Below are 18,282 nucleotides of genomic sequence, written 5' to 3' on the forward strand. Positions count from 1 at the left end.
CGGTGTCTATGAAGTTTAAGCTTACGCTTCATGCAGTTCCTGCAAACGAACTTCTAAGGCACTGATCCGGCTCTTTGTTCCCTCAAGTTTTTCCCGTTCTTTAGCAACGACCTGCTCCGGAGCTTTGGCCAGGAAACCGGGATTGTTCAGTTTTCCTTCAAAACGCTTTAATTCCTGCTGAGCTTGAGCAATTTCCTTCTCGACCCGGGCAACCTCCTTCTCCAGATCAAGCAGTCCGCGCAGCGGTAAATAAACCTCCACTCCCTCAAGTACGGCGCTTGCAGCCTGAGCAGGCTTTTCTGCCAATGCTGCAACAATATCGATTTTCGAACCGCCTGCTAAATGCATGATGTCGCCTTGACCGCGTTCCAAGACCCTTTGATTATCCGCGGCCGGAGAAACAAGGATGATCTCTGCTTTTTTACCCGGTTGAACATTCATTTCTGCTCGAATATTCCGCACGGCTTTAATGACATCCATAACCAGCGTCATCTGCTGTTCCGCATCTTCTGCTCGATAGCCGCCTACTTTTGGCCAAGTCTGAATCATGATACTCTCACCTTGAACCGGGAGGTTATGCCATATCTCTTCCGTTAGGAACGGCATAAAGGGATGCAAGAGACGCATCGTTCCTTCAATCACTTCGAAAAGAATCGATTGAACCGTATGACGCGCTTCCGGATGTTCCTTATCATAGAGGCGGGCCTTAGCCAGTTCAATATACCAGTCACAGAATTCACTCCAGATAAATTCATAAAGGAGGTGTCCCGCCTCCCCAAGATCAAACCGGTCCAGAGCATCTGTCACTGCACTCACCGTTGCTTCATAACGTGAAAGAATCCAACGGTCGGAAAGCTTCAGTTCTCCGCGCGGCCCTTCCTGATAATCTTCAAGATTAAGCTGCACAAACCGAGAAGCATTCCAAATCTTATTCGCGAAGTTCCGAGTCGCATCAAGGCGCTCGGGATGGAAGCGCAAATCATTTCCCGGAGTATTGCCGGTAATCAGCATAAACCGCAGCGTATCGGCTCCGTATTGTTCGATGACTTCAATCGGGTCAACCCCGTTGCCTAAAGACTTGCTCATCTTCCGCCCTTGGGCATCGAGTACCAGTCCATGGATCATGACCTTCGGGAAAGGCACCTCTTTCATGAACTCTAGCGCTGTAAAGATCATGCGCGCTACCCAAAAGAAAATAATATCTCTTCCGGTGACCAGAACAGAGGTCGGATAGAATTGCTTGAGTTCCGGTGTTTGTTCAGGCCATCCCATTGTCGAAAACGGCCAAAGTCCTGAGGAAAACCAGGTATCAAGCACATCGGGATCTTGCTTCAAATGTGTTGAACCGCATTTCGGGCAAACGGTCGGATCTTCTTTCTCACAAATCTCCACACCGCAGTCCTCACAATACCAAACCGGAATCCGATGTCCCCACCAAAGCTGACGGGAAATACACCAATCCCTGATATTTTCTAACCAACCCAAATAAATCTTTGAAAAACGCTCCGGAACAAATTCCAAACGACCGTTTTGCACGACTTCCATGGCCGGCTTGGCCAGCGGCTCCATTTTGACAAACCATTGTTGACTGACCATCGGCTCGATAACCGTGCTGCAGCGATAACATTCGCCGACGGCATGCTGAAGGGTTTCCACTTTGACGAGAACACCCAATTCGTCCAATTCCTTGACAATGGCCTTGCGGGCCTCATCCCGATCCATACCTTGGTATTTGCCGGCATTATCATTCATCCGAGCCTCTTTATCCATGACCCGGATTTGCTCTAAGTGATGACGAAGGCCCATTTCAAAGTCATTGGGATCATGGGCTGGGGTAACCTTAACCGCTCCCGTACCAAACTCGCGATCCACATAATCATCCGCAAAGATCGGGATTTCCCGGTTGACTATGGGCAGAATTACCTTTTTGCCGACTAAATGCGTATAACGCTCATCCTCCGGGTGTACAGCAACACCGGTATCACCGAGCATTGTCTCCGGTCGAGTCGTCGCCACCACTAAAAATTCGTCACTATCTTTAATCGGGTACTTGATATGCCAAAGATGGCCTTCATGATCCACATGCTCAACTTCAATATCGGAGATCGTGGTATGACAATGGGGACACCAGTTCACGATATAATTTCCCCGGTAAATAAGTCCCTTCTTATAAAGATCGACAAACACTTCGCGAACGGCCTTGGAACAGCCCTCATCCATCGTAAAACGCTCCCTGGACCAGTCACACGAAGCACCCAGACGACGAAGCTGCTGGGTAATTCTTCCGCCGTACTGCTTCTTCCAATCCCAAACACGGTCTAAGAACTTTTCCCGCCCGAGTTCATCTTTATTCGTTCCTTCTTTGCGAAGCTGCTCCTCAACTTTAGCCTGGGTCGCTATTCCTGCATGATCTGTCCCGGGAAGCCATAAGGTATTAAACCCTTGCATCCGTTTATACCGAGTCAAAATATCCTGAATCGTGGCGTCAATAGCATGCCCCAGGTGCAAGGCCCCCGTCACATTCGGCGGCGGCATAACAATACTAAACGCAGGTTTGGATTCATCCGCCTCCGCATGGAAAAATCCTTTCTCTTCCCAGTAGGAATACCATTTCCCTTCTACATCTTTCGGATCATAAACTTTAGCTAATTCCTTACTCATAAATCCACCTTCCTATAAATAAAGCCCCCCATCCTCAAAGGACGAAGAGCTCGTGGTACCACCTTATATTCCCAAGACTTCATCATTTCTAAAGTCTTGGCTTGAATTGCTTTAACGGGCAGACCCGTCAAGGAGTACTTGCATGTTCCCCCTTGCCCCTCTTGTGCGACCCAAGCGTCAACCGGAGAAGCCTCCCAGCAAGCAGCCTCTCTCTCTTCTCGGTTGATTTCCGCAATTCCTCACATTCATTGGGTTTAACGATCATATTATATATTACATTATATCTATTCCCCGTGACTGTGTAAAGAAAACCTATCGAACGAATAATATTACCTAATTTTAGCCTTAATTTCAGCAAGCCCAACCATAGAATTATTCTATGAACACCATAAAATTATTTTATAAATTCTGCAAAAAGATTCCGAAAGTATTTCTAGAACTTCTAAACTATGGTAAAATAAAAACGAACGCACAAAATATAAAAAATCTTTAATTTATTTTTATAAGCTTTATACTTATAATTATTATTGTTGTTACTTAAATAAATAAGGGAGGCTAATATGGCAGATTTTTTAGACCGTATGAGTTATTTCTTTGCCAGGCATTCACGTATAGTTCATTGGTGGTTTAATTTAGGGGTAGCTACCAAACTGATATTGGCCTTTGGGATTAACTCCTTGATCACCCTTGGATCCGGTGCTGTGGTATACATTCTGGTCCGGAAGGGTAATATCGCAGACAACATCGGTTTAATCCTTGTGCTAACCTTAATTGTCAGTATCGTAATTTTTCTTTACGGCTGTTACATCGCCTTTCTTATCGTCACCCCCTTACGCCGCGGTGTTACTTTTGCCGAACAGGTAGCCGAAGGAGATTTAACGGTAAACTTACGCTGTATGGAACAAGAAGACGAAATCGGAAAGCTTTGCGGATCTCTCAATACAATGCTGAGTAACTTCCGCACTTTAGTCGGAGATATCTCTCACGGATCGGATGTTTTTGCCGATTCTTCACGATTGCTGGCCGAACGGGCTGAAGTTACCGCTCTATCCGCCAAACAAGTCGCCAGTGCAATCCACCAAGTTGCCGGGGGTTCTCAGTCTCAAGCCAACAGCGTGCAGAACATCATGGTCGCAGTACAGGACATGGCCGAAGGAATAACCCAGATAGAAACCAATGTCAAACTTGCGGATAACGCATCCAGTCAAGCTTTACAAGTAGCCAACGAAGGCGATTTAGCAATGACAAAGGTCAATACTCAAATGGGTCATATCCATCAAACAGTAGATGAAACTGGGAAAATCATCTCCACTTTAGGTGAAAAATCAGCGGTCATTGGTACAATTGTTGAATCAATTAAGGCGATCTCCGATCAGACGAACCTGCTTGCGCTCAATGCGGCGATTGAAGCAGCCCGTGCCGGAGAACATGGTCGTGGGTTTAGCGTCGTAGCTGAGGAAGTCCGTAAGCTGGCTGAGCAATCGACCATTTCAAGTGCTCAGATCGAGCAAATCATCGAAGATATCAAGACAAACCTCGATAAAGCAATTATGAGCATGGATGCTGAAAAAGAAGTTGTTCGGGATGGTGCGCTCGCTATCGGGGAAGCCCAAAAAGCATTTAATCGGATTATGGAAGGCACACAAACCGTAAATGAACAAATTCAGGAAGTCGCTCAATTAACCGCAGGAATCGCTGTGAGCTCGCAGCAAATCTCTTCTGAAATTGAGCAAGTCGCAGCCATTACCGAAGAAACAACGGCTCAAACCGAAGAAGTTGCAAGCAGCAGTTCTGAGCAAATGCTTTCCATGGAAGATATCAATCAATCCAGCGAAGAACTCTCGACGACCGCGCTTGAACTTCAAGGCGCGGCCCGCAGATTTAAATTAGAGTAGATTGCCAAAGAAGTGCTTAGCGAAAGAGAAGCGATCGTCGTGATCGCTTCTCTTTTTGTTTATAAGCAAGCAAAGTTTTCACCGGCCTTGTCTTTTAGATCCTCTTGACCCCCGTTAATTCCGCAGTCCAATCATCTAAAGCCACTAAATCATTGGGACCTAATTCGGTAAGAGATTTTTTCCCGAGGGCACGGATTCCCTCCTGCATTTCCTGGACAAAAGATTGCAGCAAATTCGTTACGCTTTGAGCCGCCTTATCAATATCTAAGCGGTCCTTATACTTAGAATCATACCAGACAAGCTGTGTCAAGGGTTCCCAGGGCAGAACCTTCCCGATCTGCCCATGCGCCAAGGCAAAAAGGGGTGCCGTTCCCAGGTAAACGGCATCTGCCCCCAGGGCTAATGCCTTTAAACATTCACCCGGGGTAACATAACCGCCGCTGGCAATCAGGCTGATCTCTTTGCGTACCCCTTGTTCTACTAAATAACGATGCGCACGGACTAAAGCCGCAATACTGGGCAGTCCGAAGTCATCGGATAACAAGGGAGAGGATCCTGCGCTTGCCCCTTGTGCCCCGCCAATCGCGATAACATCAAATCCCGCTTCAATCGCTACCGCTAAATCGGCCTCCAATCTGCCCCCTGCCATTATTTTTAACCCAATCGGCTTTCCCCCGGTTTCCTTACGCAAATCGGCTACATAGCTTGGCCAATCCCAGGGTGTGTTAATGCCGGGTATTACTGCACTCATAACAATCGGCTGGTCTTCCGGGACTCCCATGAGCTTAAGTGCTTTTCCTTTTACTGTTTTTGGCTCGATAATCTGCGGTCCTACCCTCGATCCTTGCCCCATTTGGACTTCAATCATATCTGCCTGAGCAATTGCTTCCGGATTTCTCCCAAAAGGACTCCTGCTCACCTGCCATATATACTTTTCTGTTTCCTGCCTCTCTTCTAATAGGAAAGGTCCTTCTCCTGAATTCAGAGCTGTTCCGACCTGTTTCGCGGCACGGGCTAAAGCAATTCTCGCCTTTTCACTCAGGGCTTCGCCATATGCCATCCCCGAAATAATCAAAGGGATCCCCAATGCTAACGGTTGCCCTGCCTTTGGACCAAGAGTCACCTTCATCGGAATATCCACCGTAATCTCCATCGGCGGACGCGCCATTTGTGCCGGAATAAACAACAAGGTATCATAATGTGGAAATTTTCTAGCCGAACCCAAAGGGCGCTTTATAATTTTACCAAATTGTGCCCGTTGACTAATCTCCAAAATGTGGGTAACAGAGGTGCGTTGGATCCCACCCCATAATTCCATCAGATTCTCGGCATAATCATCTTCAAGAAGCCGGCCAACAACTAAACCGAATAGGCGCTGGACTATGGTGCGAAAATAGCGCTTGCCCAACCAAAATAGCAACAAACCCAAAATAGAAAACCCGATCATGCTTACAAAAATACAGACTAAGATTAAAACAGGGGTGTTCTGCACTGAACTTCCCTCTCTTTACCGAAAGTTGTCTAACACTCTTAGTCTGCTGCCCTTTGCCAATAATATTCAGTATGCATCCTCTTCCCACCATCTTTTTCTTTCAGGTGCGATTCGATTTTCCTTTTCCTTTTCCTTTTCCTTTTCCCTTTCTCTTTCCTTTTCCTTGTCATCTCGGTACTGCTTATATGTTTTTTCTTTCTTCTCCCCGCTCAGACGCAAATCTTCGCCCATCCATTCCTCCCACTCACCGTCACTGCCCGTATCGGGAGCATCACCATTGTTGATTTCCCGGGAATTGATACTCTCCCTATTTTCATAATCTGCAGAACTATCCCACCGATTCCCTACATCCCACTTATTCTCGTCTGCACCCCACCGGGATACTCGGGAGGAAAATAGTGGGCTCTGCCACCCTGTCTTTTTTCCCGAAGCCTTTCCTGCCCCAACAGCCCCGGCGAGAACACCCATGAGTCCGCCCTCGGCCAGGATTTGGGCCGCACCCCATCCGCTAATCGGTAAAAAAAGGGTGGCCAATAATATAGCCAAACCGACATAACCGAGTGCCGAGGCTCCTCCCCAGATCCATACTCCGCCCTCTTTACCACTCCGGTAACCTGCCACCAGACAACTCGCCGCCAGCCCAATATCCACTAAACTTGAGGGATTAAGTCCACCATATCCCATAGTGCTCCAAAGCATTCCGGCCAGCAGAGTAATAACGGTTACCACCAGCGCCGAGCTAATCCCCCGAAGAATTATATTTCCCATTGAACGTACTCCCTTCTTCTTTTTTCCTATCTCATCTTTACGTACAACCTGTCCCTTTCATGCCAAAAACGCAAACTTTTATTGAAAACTGATCAATCACCTTTAGGCACTTTAGGAATATAGTAAAGTGAAACTGAGAAGGGAGGATGTAACCCTATGGATTATGCGCGTTACGTGGTCCAGCCGGGAGATACAATTTACAAAATCGCTAAAGCATACAATGTTGAGATGTCCGATATTGTTAACCTCAATCATCTCAAACATCCTGATCGCATTTATCCGGGGCAAGTTCTATTGCTACCCACCTTAGATACTACCCAGCCCATCCCCGGAGAAATTCCCGAACCCAATTTTACCTATGCGATGTGGCTCTATGATGTATATGCAGGCAAGGACTCGGAGCTTTCAGCCGTAACCACCTACTTATACCAAGCCGTCGTGCTTGACCGTCCCGAATTTGACGAACTCCTTCGCCCGATTGCCTATGATGAATTGCGTCACCTTGAGCAGTTTGGCTGGGCACTGCGTTTTCTCGGAGTTGATCCCCGATATGGGTCCTTTAGTAAAGGACACTGGGTCGATTGGCGTGCACGATTTTTAAACTATACGACAGAACTTTGTGCTATTCTGGACTATAATATGGAAGATGAAGCAACGGCTGTCCAACACTATTGTGACCTCGCTCAAAAGATTCCCATTCCTGAAATACAGACCATTCTTACGCAAATTGCCGCTGATGAAGAGCGTCATTATTATTGTTTCGCCGAAGCTAAACAACGATTCTGTGGCTGTGAAATCGTTCCTTTACCTACTGCTCCGTTAAGGCCTGAGATGCCCCTTCCCCCGGAGACAGCACCGGAGGGCGGGAAAGGCTAATATGAACTCAGCAAAAATCAGGGTCTAAAAACTGGGTCTTTTCTCGAATCTTCATTTCAGGTATACTTGAAAATGCGGTGTTCGAGTTCAATCACAACTTTGGTAAAAGAGTAGACAGAAAATGATAATAATAATTGAAGCCGTTACAGCAGTAACGGCTTCTAAATTTGATTTTAAGCTTTTTAAAGTAAAAGGAAGTGCGATTTAATTGATTCAGCGTCGTTGGGCTAATTTATCCTTGCTTGCCGTAACTGCAGTCTGGGGAGGCACCTTTGTCGTCGTAAAACGGGCTACTGAGGATTTAGCACCCTATCCCTTTCTTGCCATTCGCTTTGCAATTGCCTTTCTAACCTTACTCCCATTTGTCTGGGTTCAACGTCAACATCTTACCCGGACAGGGATTCTCAAGGGACTCGCTCTAGGCTGTATTCTTTTTGGCGGTTATGCAACCCAAACCATTGGCATGCAATATACAACAGCCTCTAATGCCGGCTTTATCACAGGCTTAAGTGTCGTCCTTGTACCGGTTCTTGTTGTCCTCTCCACGCGTAAACTCCCCCGCCTAACCTTAGTTCTCGGAATTATCAGTGCAACAGTCGGCTTAGCATTGCTGTCTCTCGGTGATAATTTGCAATTCAATAAAGGGGATTTGATTGTCTTATTCTGTGCTATCTTTTTCGCACTCCATATTTTTCTTGTCGGCCGGTATGCGCCTACCGAAAATGCGACCGTGCTTGCTGCCGGACAAATTCTTTCGGTAAGTCTTCTCAGCACCCTATTTTCGTTCCTTTTCCCAACTGGGTCCCTTCAATTCACCTCATATGCCTGGTTTGGAATCCTTTTAACAGCCATACCCGCTACATCTCTTGCTTTTTTCATTCAAACAAAGATGCAGCAATTTACAACTCCTACTGAAACAGCACTCATCTGCTCGGCTGAACCCGTTTTTTCAGCTGTCTTTGCCTTCCTTCTTGCGGGAGAAATTCTGCCCCCGCGCGGATTAGCCGGTGCTGTTCTTGTCCTTATCGGCATGCTGATCGCAGAATTTAGCGGACCTAAAGAAGATTAATCACCATCATAATGAACAAAAGATAAAATCCTCCACAGACGATTAACATACTCGGAAAGACTGCACCTTGACGCTTGTAGTTTGTCAAAAGAATTAACCCGGAGGCCAAGGCCAGGATTCCGCTGAATAAAGCCAAAGGCTCTAATTCCCATGGGGTTAAGGCCAGCCCGATTGCCGGAATGACAGTGCTTTGAAAAACCATAGCTCCTGTAATATTCCCTATGGCTAACGTATCCTTTCCTCGGCTTAACCAAATAATACTGTTGAACTTCTCAGGGAGCTCTGTGGCAATCGGCGTAATAATCAACGATAAAACGAGTGCCGGAATTCCGGTCATGAGCGCCACGGATTGAACCGAATCGACAAAGCCATGAGCTCCGGTGACAATTCCTAAAAGTGCCAACGTAATTTGCCCTAAAATCGGAAACAGATCAGGTTCCCTGGTTTGACGGGCAATATACAACGGGGGCAGGTCTCCATGCTCTTCAACACCTGTGCTCTTTTTCACAGTTACAATAACATAGATAAGATAGATTAAGGGAAGAATCCCCGCTACCCCTAACTTTAGAGAAGGCGACGGCAAAAAAGAAGAGAAAATCGCCAGCGAATACGTAATAAGGAAAATGGTCATATCCCGCTTAAACACTTCACTCTGGATTCTTAAAGGGCGGTTACCCCGTCGAAAAATCAAAACCGCTAAACCGGAAATAAAAAAAGCTAAAGTCACCAGCATAAAAGGCGCCCCGAGGATTGCCCCGATTCCCACTTCAGTAATACCTTCTTCTCCTTGAGTCCCGAGAAAAGCGATGATTGGGACCATCGTTTCGGGTAAAGCCGTCCCCACTGCTGCCAGAATACTACCGACCGCTCCCGCACCCAGTTTCAGTCGTCTGCCTAACCATTCCACACCATTTGTAAACGCTTCAGCGGAGGCTAGGATGAGCCCCAGGCTCAAGAGCATAATCACTGCATCTTTCAACGTTCCTGCCCCTCCATTCCATTTTTAATCCGCTTAAACACAATACTTTAATTTATATTCTGAATATCGACTTAACAGAATACGGAAAATCACCGCTTGCTTAAGTTACGCCCTAAAAATCAAAAATCAGGGCTATCCCAAAAACTATGGTCAGTCGTGTGGTTCCAGGTCTTTTGCAATAATCCATAATTATGTACACATGAAAAAGGGACTGTCTTGCAACAGCCCCTGGTACTTCTTTTGGATTAATGAGGCTTACTCTTCCGAAGCAACCTCGTCTAAAATTTCTTCAACCGCTTGATGCAGTTCCTCCACACCTGCTCCGTTTTCCGCGGAGTAAGGCAAGATATAGTGCCAATCCGGGAGTTCGAGAGTTTCGGCAATCGCTTTCAAATATTTCGGCCATTGCCCTCGAGCAATCTTATCAGACTTGGTGGCAACCACGAGAACCGGGATTCCCCGATTCCGCAGAAAACCTTGCATTTCCTGATCTTCCAGACTCGGCTTATGTCGGATATCGACAATTTGAATAACTGCACGTAAATTTTCCCGCGTGGAGAAATACTCCTGCATCATTTTTCCCCATTTGTTATGCACTTCTTTTGATACTTTGGCATAACCATATCCCGGCAGATCCACAAAGTAAAACGCATCATTGATATGGTAGAAGTTAAGCATTTGCGTTTTTCCCGGAGTATTTCCTGTCCGTGCAAGGTTTTTTCGGTTAATAAACTTATTGATAAGGGAAGACTTCCCAACATTTGAACGTCCGGCCAAGGCAATCTCCGGCTCTGTATGCTTCGGATATTGACTCTGATTAACCGCTGATGCGGTATATTCGGCATTATAGATAATCATCTAAATCTTCTCCTCCGGAAACACTTTACATGCTTCTAGGTGCTTCGAATACTGATTGCACATTGCTCAAGATATCGGATGTTCCTCAGCTTGCGGATCCCCGATCTCACCTTGACCCAGAATCGAAGGGAACAATGTATTCTCCAAATACTTTTTCGACTCAGCTACCGGGAGTAAGGCGAGATTGATGACTTGTTCAATTCGGCTGACAAAGTGGAACTCCAAGTCTTTGCGAACGGTCTCCGGAACCTCTTCTAAGTCTTTGCGGTTCTCCTCCGGGAGGAGGATCATCTTTATTCCTGCCCGATGAGCCGCAAGGACCTTTTCTTTCACTCCGCCGATCGGCAAAACATTGCCGCGCAGTGTTATTTCTCCTGTCATGGCCAGGTCGGAGCGAACGGCACGCTTAGACAGCGCCGAAGCCATAGCGGTAACCATTGTAACCCCTGCCGAAGGCCCATCCTTAGGAATCGCTCCTTCGGGAACGTGAATGTGCAAATCCACTTTCTCGTAGAAATCCTCGGGTATTCCCAGCTGCTGAGCATGGGCACGGACAAAGGTCAAACCGGCATAGGCCGATTCCTTCATGACATCTCCGAGCTTTCCGGTTAAAGTCAAATGACCCTTTCCGGGAACCGGCGTGACCTCGATCGTTAAAATATCTCCGCCCACTTGCGTATAGGCCAGTCCCGTTACTGCTCCGATTTCCGGTGCGGGTGCGGCAACTTGGAAATGGTAACGGGGTGCACCGATCAGATCCTCTATATCGGCATCCTTAAGCGGGTGAGGTTCCCATTCCTTTTTCACCCAGCGCATCGCGACTTTCCGACAGAGATTGGCGATTTCCCGTTCTAAATTTCGAACGCCCGATTCGCGGGTATATCCCTGAACCAGTTTAAGAATAGCTTCATCCGGAACGGTTAATATTTTATCCTTCAACCCATGGATTTTCAATTCCTTAGGCAGCAGATATTTCCGGGCAATATTCACCTTCTCATCCTCGGTATAGCCGCTGAGCGAGATGACTTCCATCCGATCCAAAAGCGGACGGGGGATCGTATCCAGCGTATTGGCCGTCATGATAAACAAGGTTTGGGAAAGATCAAAAGGCACCTCAAGGTAATGATCGGAAAAGGTGTTGTTTTGTTCCGGGTCTAAAACCTCCAACAAAGCCGATGCCGGATCTCCCCGATAATCCGAAGCCATTTTATCGATCTCATCCATAAGAAATACGGGATTGCGCGTACCTGCTGTGCGCATTCCCTGAAGAATTCGCCCCGGCAAAGCTCCGATATAGGTTCGGCGATGTCCCCGAATCTCTGCTTCATCGCGAACACCCCCTAAGGAGATCCGGATAAATTGACGATTCAAGGCTCTTGCCACAGATTTTGCTAAAGATGTTTTTCCTACACCCGGAGGCCCTACGAAACAAAGAATCGGGCTTTTCATTTTAGGCGTAAGTTTACGGATGGCCAAGAACTCAAGAATCCGCTCTTTGACTTTTTCAAGACCATAATGATCCTCATTCAATATTTTCTCGGCACGGTTAAGATCCGTTTTATCCCGACTCACTTTACTCCACGGCAAGGCAAGAATCCAATCTAAATACGTTCGAACGACAGTTCCTTCCGCAGAAGCCTGGGCCATTTTTTCTAAGCGATCGGTCTCCTTCAGCGCTTTTTCTTCAACGTCCGGAGGAAGCTTAGCCTCGGCAATCTTTTGCCGATATTCTTCCACCTCGGCCTGCCGCTCGTCTTTATCACCAAGCTCTTTTTGAATCGCCTTCATTTGTTCGCGCAAGTAATATTCCTTCTGCGCTTTTTCCATCTGCTTGCGAACACGCAGACCGATCCGACGCTCGAGTTCGAGGATTTCGATTTCCCGCATAATAATCTCTGTCAAGCGTTCCAGCCGTTCAGCAACCCCTTGGGCCTCTAAGATTGATTGTTTATCGGCAATCTTCAGGCTCAAATGGGAAGCAATAATATCCGCAAGCCTTCCGGGTTCCTCCATTCCAAGCACCGTCCCCAACGTATCCTGAGGGACCTTTTTGCTCAGATTGGCATATTCTTCAAACTGATGAATGACGCCATGAGTCAGCGCTTCAATCTCCGGTGTCACTGATGTGATGTCTTCTTCGACATCTTCGACACGGACTTTAAAGTAGGGTTCCTCGGCAACGAACTCGGTGAGCCTTCCCCGATTCAACCCTTCAACCAACACCCGCATCGTCCCGCCGGGGAGTTTAAGCAGCTGCTTAATTTCTGCCACCGTACCGATGGTAAAAATATCCTCCGGAAGCGGCGAATCGATTTCAGTTTCCTTTTGTGCCGAAAGGAGAATTTTCCGATCTTCAAGCATGGCCTGTTCCACTGCGGCCATCGAACGTTCACGGCCAACATCCAAATGTATAACCATATATGGAAAAACTAAAATACCCCTTAACGGAAGTAAGGGCAACTCTCTCTCATTACTCATCCAATCCCTCCCATGGACTATAGACTTAAAAAGTGAAAGCACACTAAAATAGTGTGCTATTTTCTTTATTGAACTATTCTAACATGTTTGCCCCCGCTCAGGCAAATTTGCCGACGGAACTGAATTGATTTCTAGTCGAGCCAGGATTTCTTCAATAGGGGGCTGGATCTCGATATTATCCCGACCTGGTTCTGATAAGAAAGCCCCTTTTAAAACCTCGGATAAGCTTTCCACCGGAATCACCTGAAAACCCTTAGCAAATGTTTGGAAACGCTCCTGCCAGTTCTCCTTAGGAATAAAAACTCTTCGGCAACCCGCTTGATGTGCCGCTTCAATCTTCGCTACAATTCCCCCTACCGGCTTTACCGCACCTCTGATCGATAATTCGCCTGTCATCGCTAAGTAATTATCGACACGTTGTTTACGAATTGCCGAAACAACAGCCGACGCAATGGCAACTCCGGCAGAAGGCCCATCCAGGGGCACCCCCCCGGGGAAATTAACATGGATATCATAGTTCCGAAAATCAATGCCTAACTGACGGCGAAGCACGGTTAGGACATTTTCCACCGAACTGCGTGCCATGCTCTTACGCCGAATTTTTTTCGTTGAACTTCCTTGCTCTTCTTCCTCAACGATTCCCGTCACAAGCAGCGCTCCGGTTCCCTGGGAAACGGGTTGAGCTGTCACTTCCAATTCGAGGAGCATCCCCATATCCGGTCCATAAACAGCTAAGCCGTTAACCACTCCAATTTCTGCTTCAGTCGGAACTTTCCGTTCCGGACGGGGCATATAATGCCCGGAATTAACCACCCACTCAACTGTTGCCGCGTTAATCTCAAACAGCTTATCCGTTTGAGCTACCCCTGCTGCAAGCTGAACAATATTGACCGCTTCCCGGCCGTTCGTGGCATATTGTTTCGTGACCTCGACTGCGCCCTCAGTGATCGGAATCTCCATTTTGGCAGCTGCTCCCCGGGCTATTGCCCCGATTTCTTCAGGAAGCAGGGCGCGAAAATAAATTTCCATACACCGTGAACGAATCGCGGGTGGTATTTCCTCCGGACTCCGCGTTGTCGCACCGACCAGGCGAAAATCGGCAGGCAGCCCCTTCTGAAAGATATCATGAATATGGGCGGGGATATTAGTATCTTCAGAGCTGTAATAAGCGCTCTCTAAAATAACTTTCCGATCTTCCAACACTTTTAATAATTTATTGATTTGGATCGGATGAAGCTCTCCAACTTCATCGATAAAAAGAATTCCCCCATGGGCTTTCGTTACGGCGCCTGGTTTAGGTTGGGGGATTCCGGCTATCCCCATGGCCCCCGCTCCCTGGTAAATCGGATCATGGACCGAGCCGATCAAGGGGTCGGCGATGCCCCTCTCATCAAAACGGGCTGTCGCACCATCAATCTCGACAAACTTGGAAAACTCTTTAAAGGGAGAAAGCGGGTTTTTCTTCGCCTCTTCTAGAACTAACCTTGCTGCTGCCGTCTTGCCTATTCCGGGGGGACCGTAAACCAGGATATGCTGAGGATTAGGACCGCAAAGCGCTGCTTGCAAAGCCTTTATGCCCTCCTGCTGACCTACAATGTCGCTGAAGTGCTGCGGTCGGGTTTTCTCCGCAAGGGGTGTGGTCAAATGTATCTTGCGCATCTTCTCAAGCTTCTCTAACTCCTTGCGCGATTCACGTTCTACCGAAACTTTGTTGCCCTGCTGAGTTTTGAGCATTCCCCAAAAATATAAACCAATAACAATTGCGAAAATGAGCTGTACGATCATTACAACTCCACTTAATCCGACCATAAATCCAAACTTCCCTCCTGCACAAATACTGCATACTCTTACTTTTTCTAGTATTGCCCAAGAAAGGAATTCGGAAACAATAGATTAAGAATAAATTTTAATGAGACTGTCGTAAAACCTATGGTCTATGGTCGAGTAGTTTCGCGCATATCCGTTCACTCTGGCGCTCCGGGACTGGTTCACTTGCCTTCGTAGCAGCTCAGCCAAACCTCTGGGCAATACCTGATGTGAACCACTGGCTGCGCTACGCTACGAAAGCTTTGTTCACCTGCACGTCCCTCCGCGAATCGTTCACTTCTATGCGCGAAACTACGCTTTCGGGTCTTTTAAGTCCATTGAAAAAAGGCAGTCGCAAATTGCAGACTGCCTTTTTTATAATTCGGGCGCAAGCGCTGCTTACGCTGTTTCTTCTTTTTTACCCTTTTTGGCCTTATCAGCCGTCACTAAGAAAGGTTCCTCTTTCTTAAGAATGACGTCCTGTGTGATCACACACTTGGTCACATCCGTACGGGAAGGAATATCATACATCACGTTTAGCATGATCTCTTCCACAATCGCACGCAGACCGCGGGCTCCGGTATTTCTCCGAATCGCTTCTTCGGCGATCGAAGTCAAAGCCTCATTCTTGAACTCCAAAGAAACGCCATCGAGTTCCAGCAGCTTCTCATATTGCTTGACTAAAGCATTTTTAGGCTCGGTCAGAATACGAACAAGTGCATCCTCATCGAGAGCATCGAGGGTCACGATAATCGGTAATCGACCCACGAATTCCGGAATCAGACCATATTTAAGAAGGTCACCGGGAAGAATCTCTTTAAGAGTATCACCAATCTTCAAATCGCTCTTTTTCTGGATTTCAGCCCCAAAGCCCATGACCTTTTTCCCGATCCGGCTTTGAATGATTTTCTCAATCCCATCAAAAGCTCCGCCGACAATAAAAAGAATATTCGTCGTATCAAGCTGGATAAATTCTTGATGGGGATGTTTGCGGCCGCCTTGGGGTGGAACACTCGCTACCGTACCTTCAAGGATCTTCAAAAGAGCTTGCTGCACACCTTCACCGGAAACATCACGAGTGATTGAAGGATTTTCCGATTTGCGCGCAATTTTATCGATCTCGTCGATATAAACAATCCCTTTTTCAGCCCTCTCGACATCGTAGTCAGCAGCTTGAATCAATTTTAAGAGAATATTTTCAACATCCTCACCCACATATCCTGCTTCCGTCAAGGATGTCGCATCCGCAATGGCAAAGGGGACATTAAGAACTTTGGCCAGAGTTGAGGCTAGAAGTGTTTTACCCGATCCAGTCGGTCCCATCATGATAATATTGGACTTTTGAAGTTCAACATCATCAATCTTCATCCCTAAGTTGATCCGTTTATAGTGGTTATAAACAGCAACAGACAGGGCCTTTTTCGCTTCATCTTGTCCTATGACATATTGATCAAGTATAGCTCGGATTTCCTTTGGTTTAGGTATGTCTCCGATTTCAACTCCCAAATCTTCATTAAGTTCTTCCTCAATGATCTCATTGCAGAGTTCAATACACTCGTCACAAATATATACGCCGGGACCAGCAACTAGCTTCTTGACTTGATCTTGAGTTTTACCACAGAATGAGCACTTGAGTTGATTTTTCTCATCATTGTACTTTGCCATCCTCTCACCTCTCTACCGCAGGCTGTCCCTTACACGTTGATTAAGCATTTTGCTCAACCAAGAAATCAACTGTTTTCTCAGAGATAAGACTTTGAGCATACAGATTGAGTTCTCCACGAGCAATGAGGGCCTGCTTTAAGTTTTCAGCTGGGGTTTGATAACGTTCAGCGAGTTTTTCTAATGCTGCATTTACTTCGTCCTCAGCAACCTGAATTCCTTCTACCTTACCGATAGCTTCGATAACAAGCTCAGTTTTGACATTTTCCGCCGCTTGTACACGGAATTTCTCTCTCATTTCCTTCTCAGAGGTACCAAGGAAATGGTAGTATGTTTCTAAATCCAATCCTTGATAAGAAAGATTTTGTTCCAGTTCTTTGACCATAGTATCAATGCGCGAATCAATCATCACTTCCGGAATCTCAATGCTCGCATTTTCAACAGCCTTGGCAATGATCGCATTGCGATACTCATTCTCAGCATTTTGTTCTGCCGCTTTCATCAGTTTGTCACTAATGTCCGCTTTCAATTCATCTAAAGTTTCAAAATCGCTGACATCTTTTACAAACTCGTCATCTATCGGCGCAAGCTCTTTCCTGTTTATCTTATGCACAGTTACTTTAAACAGGGCTTCTTTACCTTTAAGATCTTCAACATGATATTCTTCAGGGAACGTCACGTTTACATCCACTTCTTTACCGATTTGGGCGCCAATTAATTGATCCTCAAATCCGGGAATGAATGTTCCGGAACCTACGGTTAATTCATAGCCCTCAGCTGTTCCGCCTTCAAACGCAACCCCGTCTACAGATCCCGCAAAATCCATGGTCACAGTATCCTTATTTTCAACGGCCGTACCCTCTTCTTCAAGGGTCAGCACCTTCGCATACTGCTCCTGCTTACGCTTAAGATCATTTTCTACATCTTCATCCGTTATGGTAACCGCACTTTTCTCGATTTTCAAACCTTTATACTCGCCGAGTTCAACTTCGGGTTTAACGGTTACTTTAGCTTTGAAAATAAGATCTTTTCCCTCTTCCATTTGAACGAGATCGATTGCCGGGCGGTCAACCGGTTGAATTTCAGTCTCATTTACTGCTTCAGTGTATGCGGGTCCGATTAAATCATCGACAGCTTCACTGTATAGCGCTTGGGTTCCTACATAACGCTCAATAATCGCGCGTGGTGCTTTTCCTTTACGGAATCCAGGAACATTGACTTTTTTAGCCAGGACTTTGGCTTGATTCGCGATTGCAGCACTGAACTTTTTAGATTCTACGGTGATTTCAAGTTCAACCGTATTCTTCTCTATTTTCTCCATCTTAGCAGACATGCATGCTCCCCCTTAAAACTTCCTTTAAATATATATGTAAGCCGCCTTTGTCCGGTGTCCGGCGAAGAGCAGTTACATCAGGCGTTATTAAATATAGATTTTCTTGAACCCATGGGACTTTTCTATTCTTACCGGAATCTTCCAAGAACAAACTCGACGTTTTTCGTCAAAGTTATTCTTAATCCCCGTAAAAGCAGCCTTCGAGTCATAAATTTACCTGACCATTCTATCAGACAACCTTAGGAAAATCAAGGGATTACGCTCGATGAGCTTTTTGCGTTGTAGCTATTTTTTCCGATGTCCCAAGGCACTGGAATATTTTACTTCTTAAAAACTGCCAACTTTATCGGTTGAAAACCTGTTTACTCATTTTATTCGCTTAATATAAACGATATTGTCCTAAAA

Annotated in this window: 12 protein-coding genes and 1 other annotated feature; of the genes, 3 read left to right on the top strand and 9 right to left on the bottom strand. The window is 46.4% G+C overall.

Translation table 11 applies throughout. The features are described 5' to 3' along the window. Positions 1–21 precede the first annotated feature (21 nt). Positions 22–2,661: a valine--tRNA ligase gene (locus VB077_RS12085; protein ID WP_323415500.1), complete on the bottom strand. Its 2,640-nt coding sequence runs from the start codon at positions 2,659–2,661 to the stop codon at positions 22–24. A 34-nt stretch (positions 2,662–2,695) separates the two neighbouring features. Continuing rightward, positions 2,696–2,919 (bottom strand) — a binding site (T-box leader). Positions 2,920–3,221: 302 nt separating this feature from the next. On the opposite strand from VB077_RS12085, the gene VB077_RS12090 reads away from it, so the two are divergent. After that, the gene (locus VB077_RS12090) at positions 3,222–4,556 is read left to right on the top strand and encodes a HAMP domain-containing methyl-accepting chemotaxis protein (protein WP_323415501.1); all 1,335 of its coding nucleotides are present in this window, start codon (positions 3,222–3,224) and stop codon (positions 4,554–4,556) included. Between the two features lie 94 nt (positions 4,557–4,650). Here VB077_RS12090 and VB077_RS12095 read toward each other — a convergent pair whose 3' ends face one another. Together VB077_RS12095 and VB077_RS12100 are read right to left on the bottom strand one after the other, a co-directional pair. Continuing rightward, positions 4,651–6,048: an FMN-binding glutamate synthase family protein gene (locus VB077_RS12095; protein WP_323415502.1), complete on the bottom strand. Its 1,398-nt coding sequence runs from the start codon at positions 6,046–6,048 to the stop codon at positions 4,651–4,653. Positions 6,049–6,114: 66 nt separating this feature from the next. Next, positions 6,115–6,816: a TIGR04086 family membrane protein gene (locus VB077_RS12100; RefSeq protein ID WP_323415503.1), complete on the bottom strand. Its 702-nt coding sequence runs from the start codon at positions 6,814–6,816 to the stop codon at positions 6,115–6,117. 156 nt (positions 6,817–6,972) lie between these two features. On the opposite strand from VB077_RS12100, the gene VB077_RS12105 reads away from it, so the two are divergent. Then, complete coding sequence (locus VB077_RS12105; protein ID WP_323415504.1) at positions 6,973–7,692, top strand: LysM peptidoglycan-binding domain-containing protein; 720 nt, start codon at positions 6,973–6,975, stop codon at positions 7,690–7,692. Between the two features lie 208 nt (positions 7,693–7,900). Further along, positions 7,901–8,761, top strand: coding sequence for a DMT family transporter (locus tag VB077_RS12110; RefSeq protein ID WP_323415505.1), 861 nt, complete (start codon positions 7,901–7,903; stop codon positions 8,759–8,761). On the opposite strand, the gene VB077_RS12115 is transcribed toward VB077_RS12110, so the two are convergent. From VB077_RS12115 to tig, 6 genes are all read right to left on the bottom strand, one after another. Then, positions 8,748–9,740, bottom strand: coding sequence for a sodium:calcium antiporter (locus tag VB077_RS12115; RefSeq protein ID WP_323415506.1), 993 nt, complete (start codon positions 9,738–9,740; stop codon positions 8,748–8,750). The genes VB077_RS12110 and VB077_RS12115 overlap by 14 nt on opposite strands. Positions 9,741–9,995: 255 nt before the next feature. Further along, positions 9,996–10,598, bottom strand: coding sequence for a ribosome biogenesis GTP-binding protein YihA/YsxC (yihA, locus tag VB077_RS12120; RefSeq protein ID WP_323415507.1), 603 nt, complete (start codon positions 10,596–10,598; stop codon positions 9,996–9,998). A gap of 66 nt (positions 10,599–10,664) precedes the next feature. Further along, on the bottom strand, positions 10,665–13,076 hold the full coding sequence (lon, locus tag VB077_RS12125) for an endopeptidase La (protein ID WP_323415508.1): 2,412 nt from the start codon (positions 13,074–13,076) through the stop codon (positions 10,665–10,667). 78 nt (positions 13,077–13,154) lie between these two features. Beyond that, positions 13,155–14,885 carry an ATP-dependent protease LonB gene (gene lonB / locus VB077_RS12130; protein WP_323415509.1) on the bottom strand — a complete coding sequence of 577 codons (1,731 nt, stop codon included), beginning with the start codon at positions 14,883–14,885 and terminating at the stop codon, positions 13,155–13,157. Between the two features lie 396 nt (positions 14,886–15,281). Continuing rightward, positions 15,282–16,547: an ATP-dependent Clp protease ATP-binding subunit ClpX gene (clpX, locus tag VB077_RS12135; protein ID WP_323415510.1), complete on the bottom strand. Its 1,266-nt coding sequence runs from the start codon at positions 16,545–16,547 to the stop codon at positions 15,282–15,284. Positions 16,548–16,587: 40 nt separating this feature from the next. Continuing rightward, positions 16,588–17,877: a trigger factor gene (gene tig, locus VB077_RS12140; protein WP_323415511.1), complete on the bottom strand. Its 1,290-nt coding sequence runs from the start codon at positions 17,875–17,877 to the stop codon at positions 16,588–16,590. Positions 17,878–18,282: the final 405 nt, after the last annotated feature.

Origin of the sequence: Desulfitobacterium sp. (genome assembly GCF_034927245.1) — a bacterium.
Classification (GTDB): domain Bacteria; phylum Bacillota; class Desulfitobacteriia; order Desulfitobacteriales; family Desulfitobacteriaceae; genus Desulfitobacterium_A.

What these genes read in the sequence shown, in the direction of transcription:
- clpX (WP_323415510.1), bottom strand. Translation starts at nt 16,547, where the DNA reads ATGGCAAAGTACAATGATGAGAAAAATCAACTCAAGTGCTCATTCTGT.
- tig (WP_323415511.1), bottom strand. Translation starts at nt 17,877, where the DNA reads ATGTCTGCTAAGATGGAGAAAATAGAGAAGAATACGGTTGAACTTGAA.
- lonB (WP_323415509.1), bottom strand. Translation starts at nt 14,885, where the DNA reads ATGGTCGGATTAAGTGGAGTTGTAATGATCGTACAGCTCATTTTCGCA.
- VB077_RS12090 (WP_323415501.1), top strand. Translation starts at nt 3,222, where the DNA reads ATGGCAGATTTTTTAGACCGTATGAGTTATTTCTTTGCCAGGCATTCA.
- VB077_RS12100 (WP_323415503.1), bottom strand. Translation starts at nt 6,816, where the DNA reads ATGGGAAATATAATTCTTCGGGGGATTAGCTCGGCGCTGGTGGTAACC.
- VB077_RS12085 (WP_323415500.1), bottom strand. Translation starts at nt 2,661, where the DNA reads ATGAGTAAGGAATTAGCTAAAGTTTATGATCCGAAAGATGTAGAAGGG.
- lon (WP_323415508.1), bottom strand. Translation starts at nt 13,076, where the DNA reads ATGAGTAATGAGAGAGAGTTGCCCTTACTTCCGTTAAGGGGTATTTTA.
- yihA (WP_323415507.1), bottom strand. Translation starts at nt 10,598, where the DNA reads ATGATTATCTATAATGCCGAATATACCGCATCAGCGGTTAATCAGAGT.
- VB077_RS12105 (WP_323415504.1), top strand. Translation starts at nt 6,973, where the DNA reads ATGGATTATGCGCGTTACGTGGTCCAGCCGGGAGATACAATTTACAAA.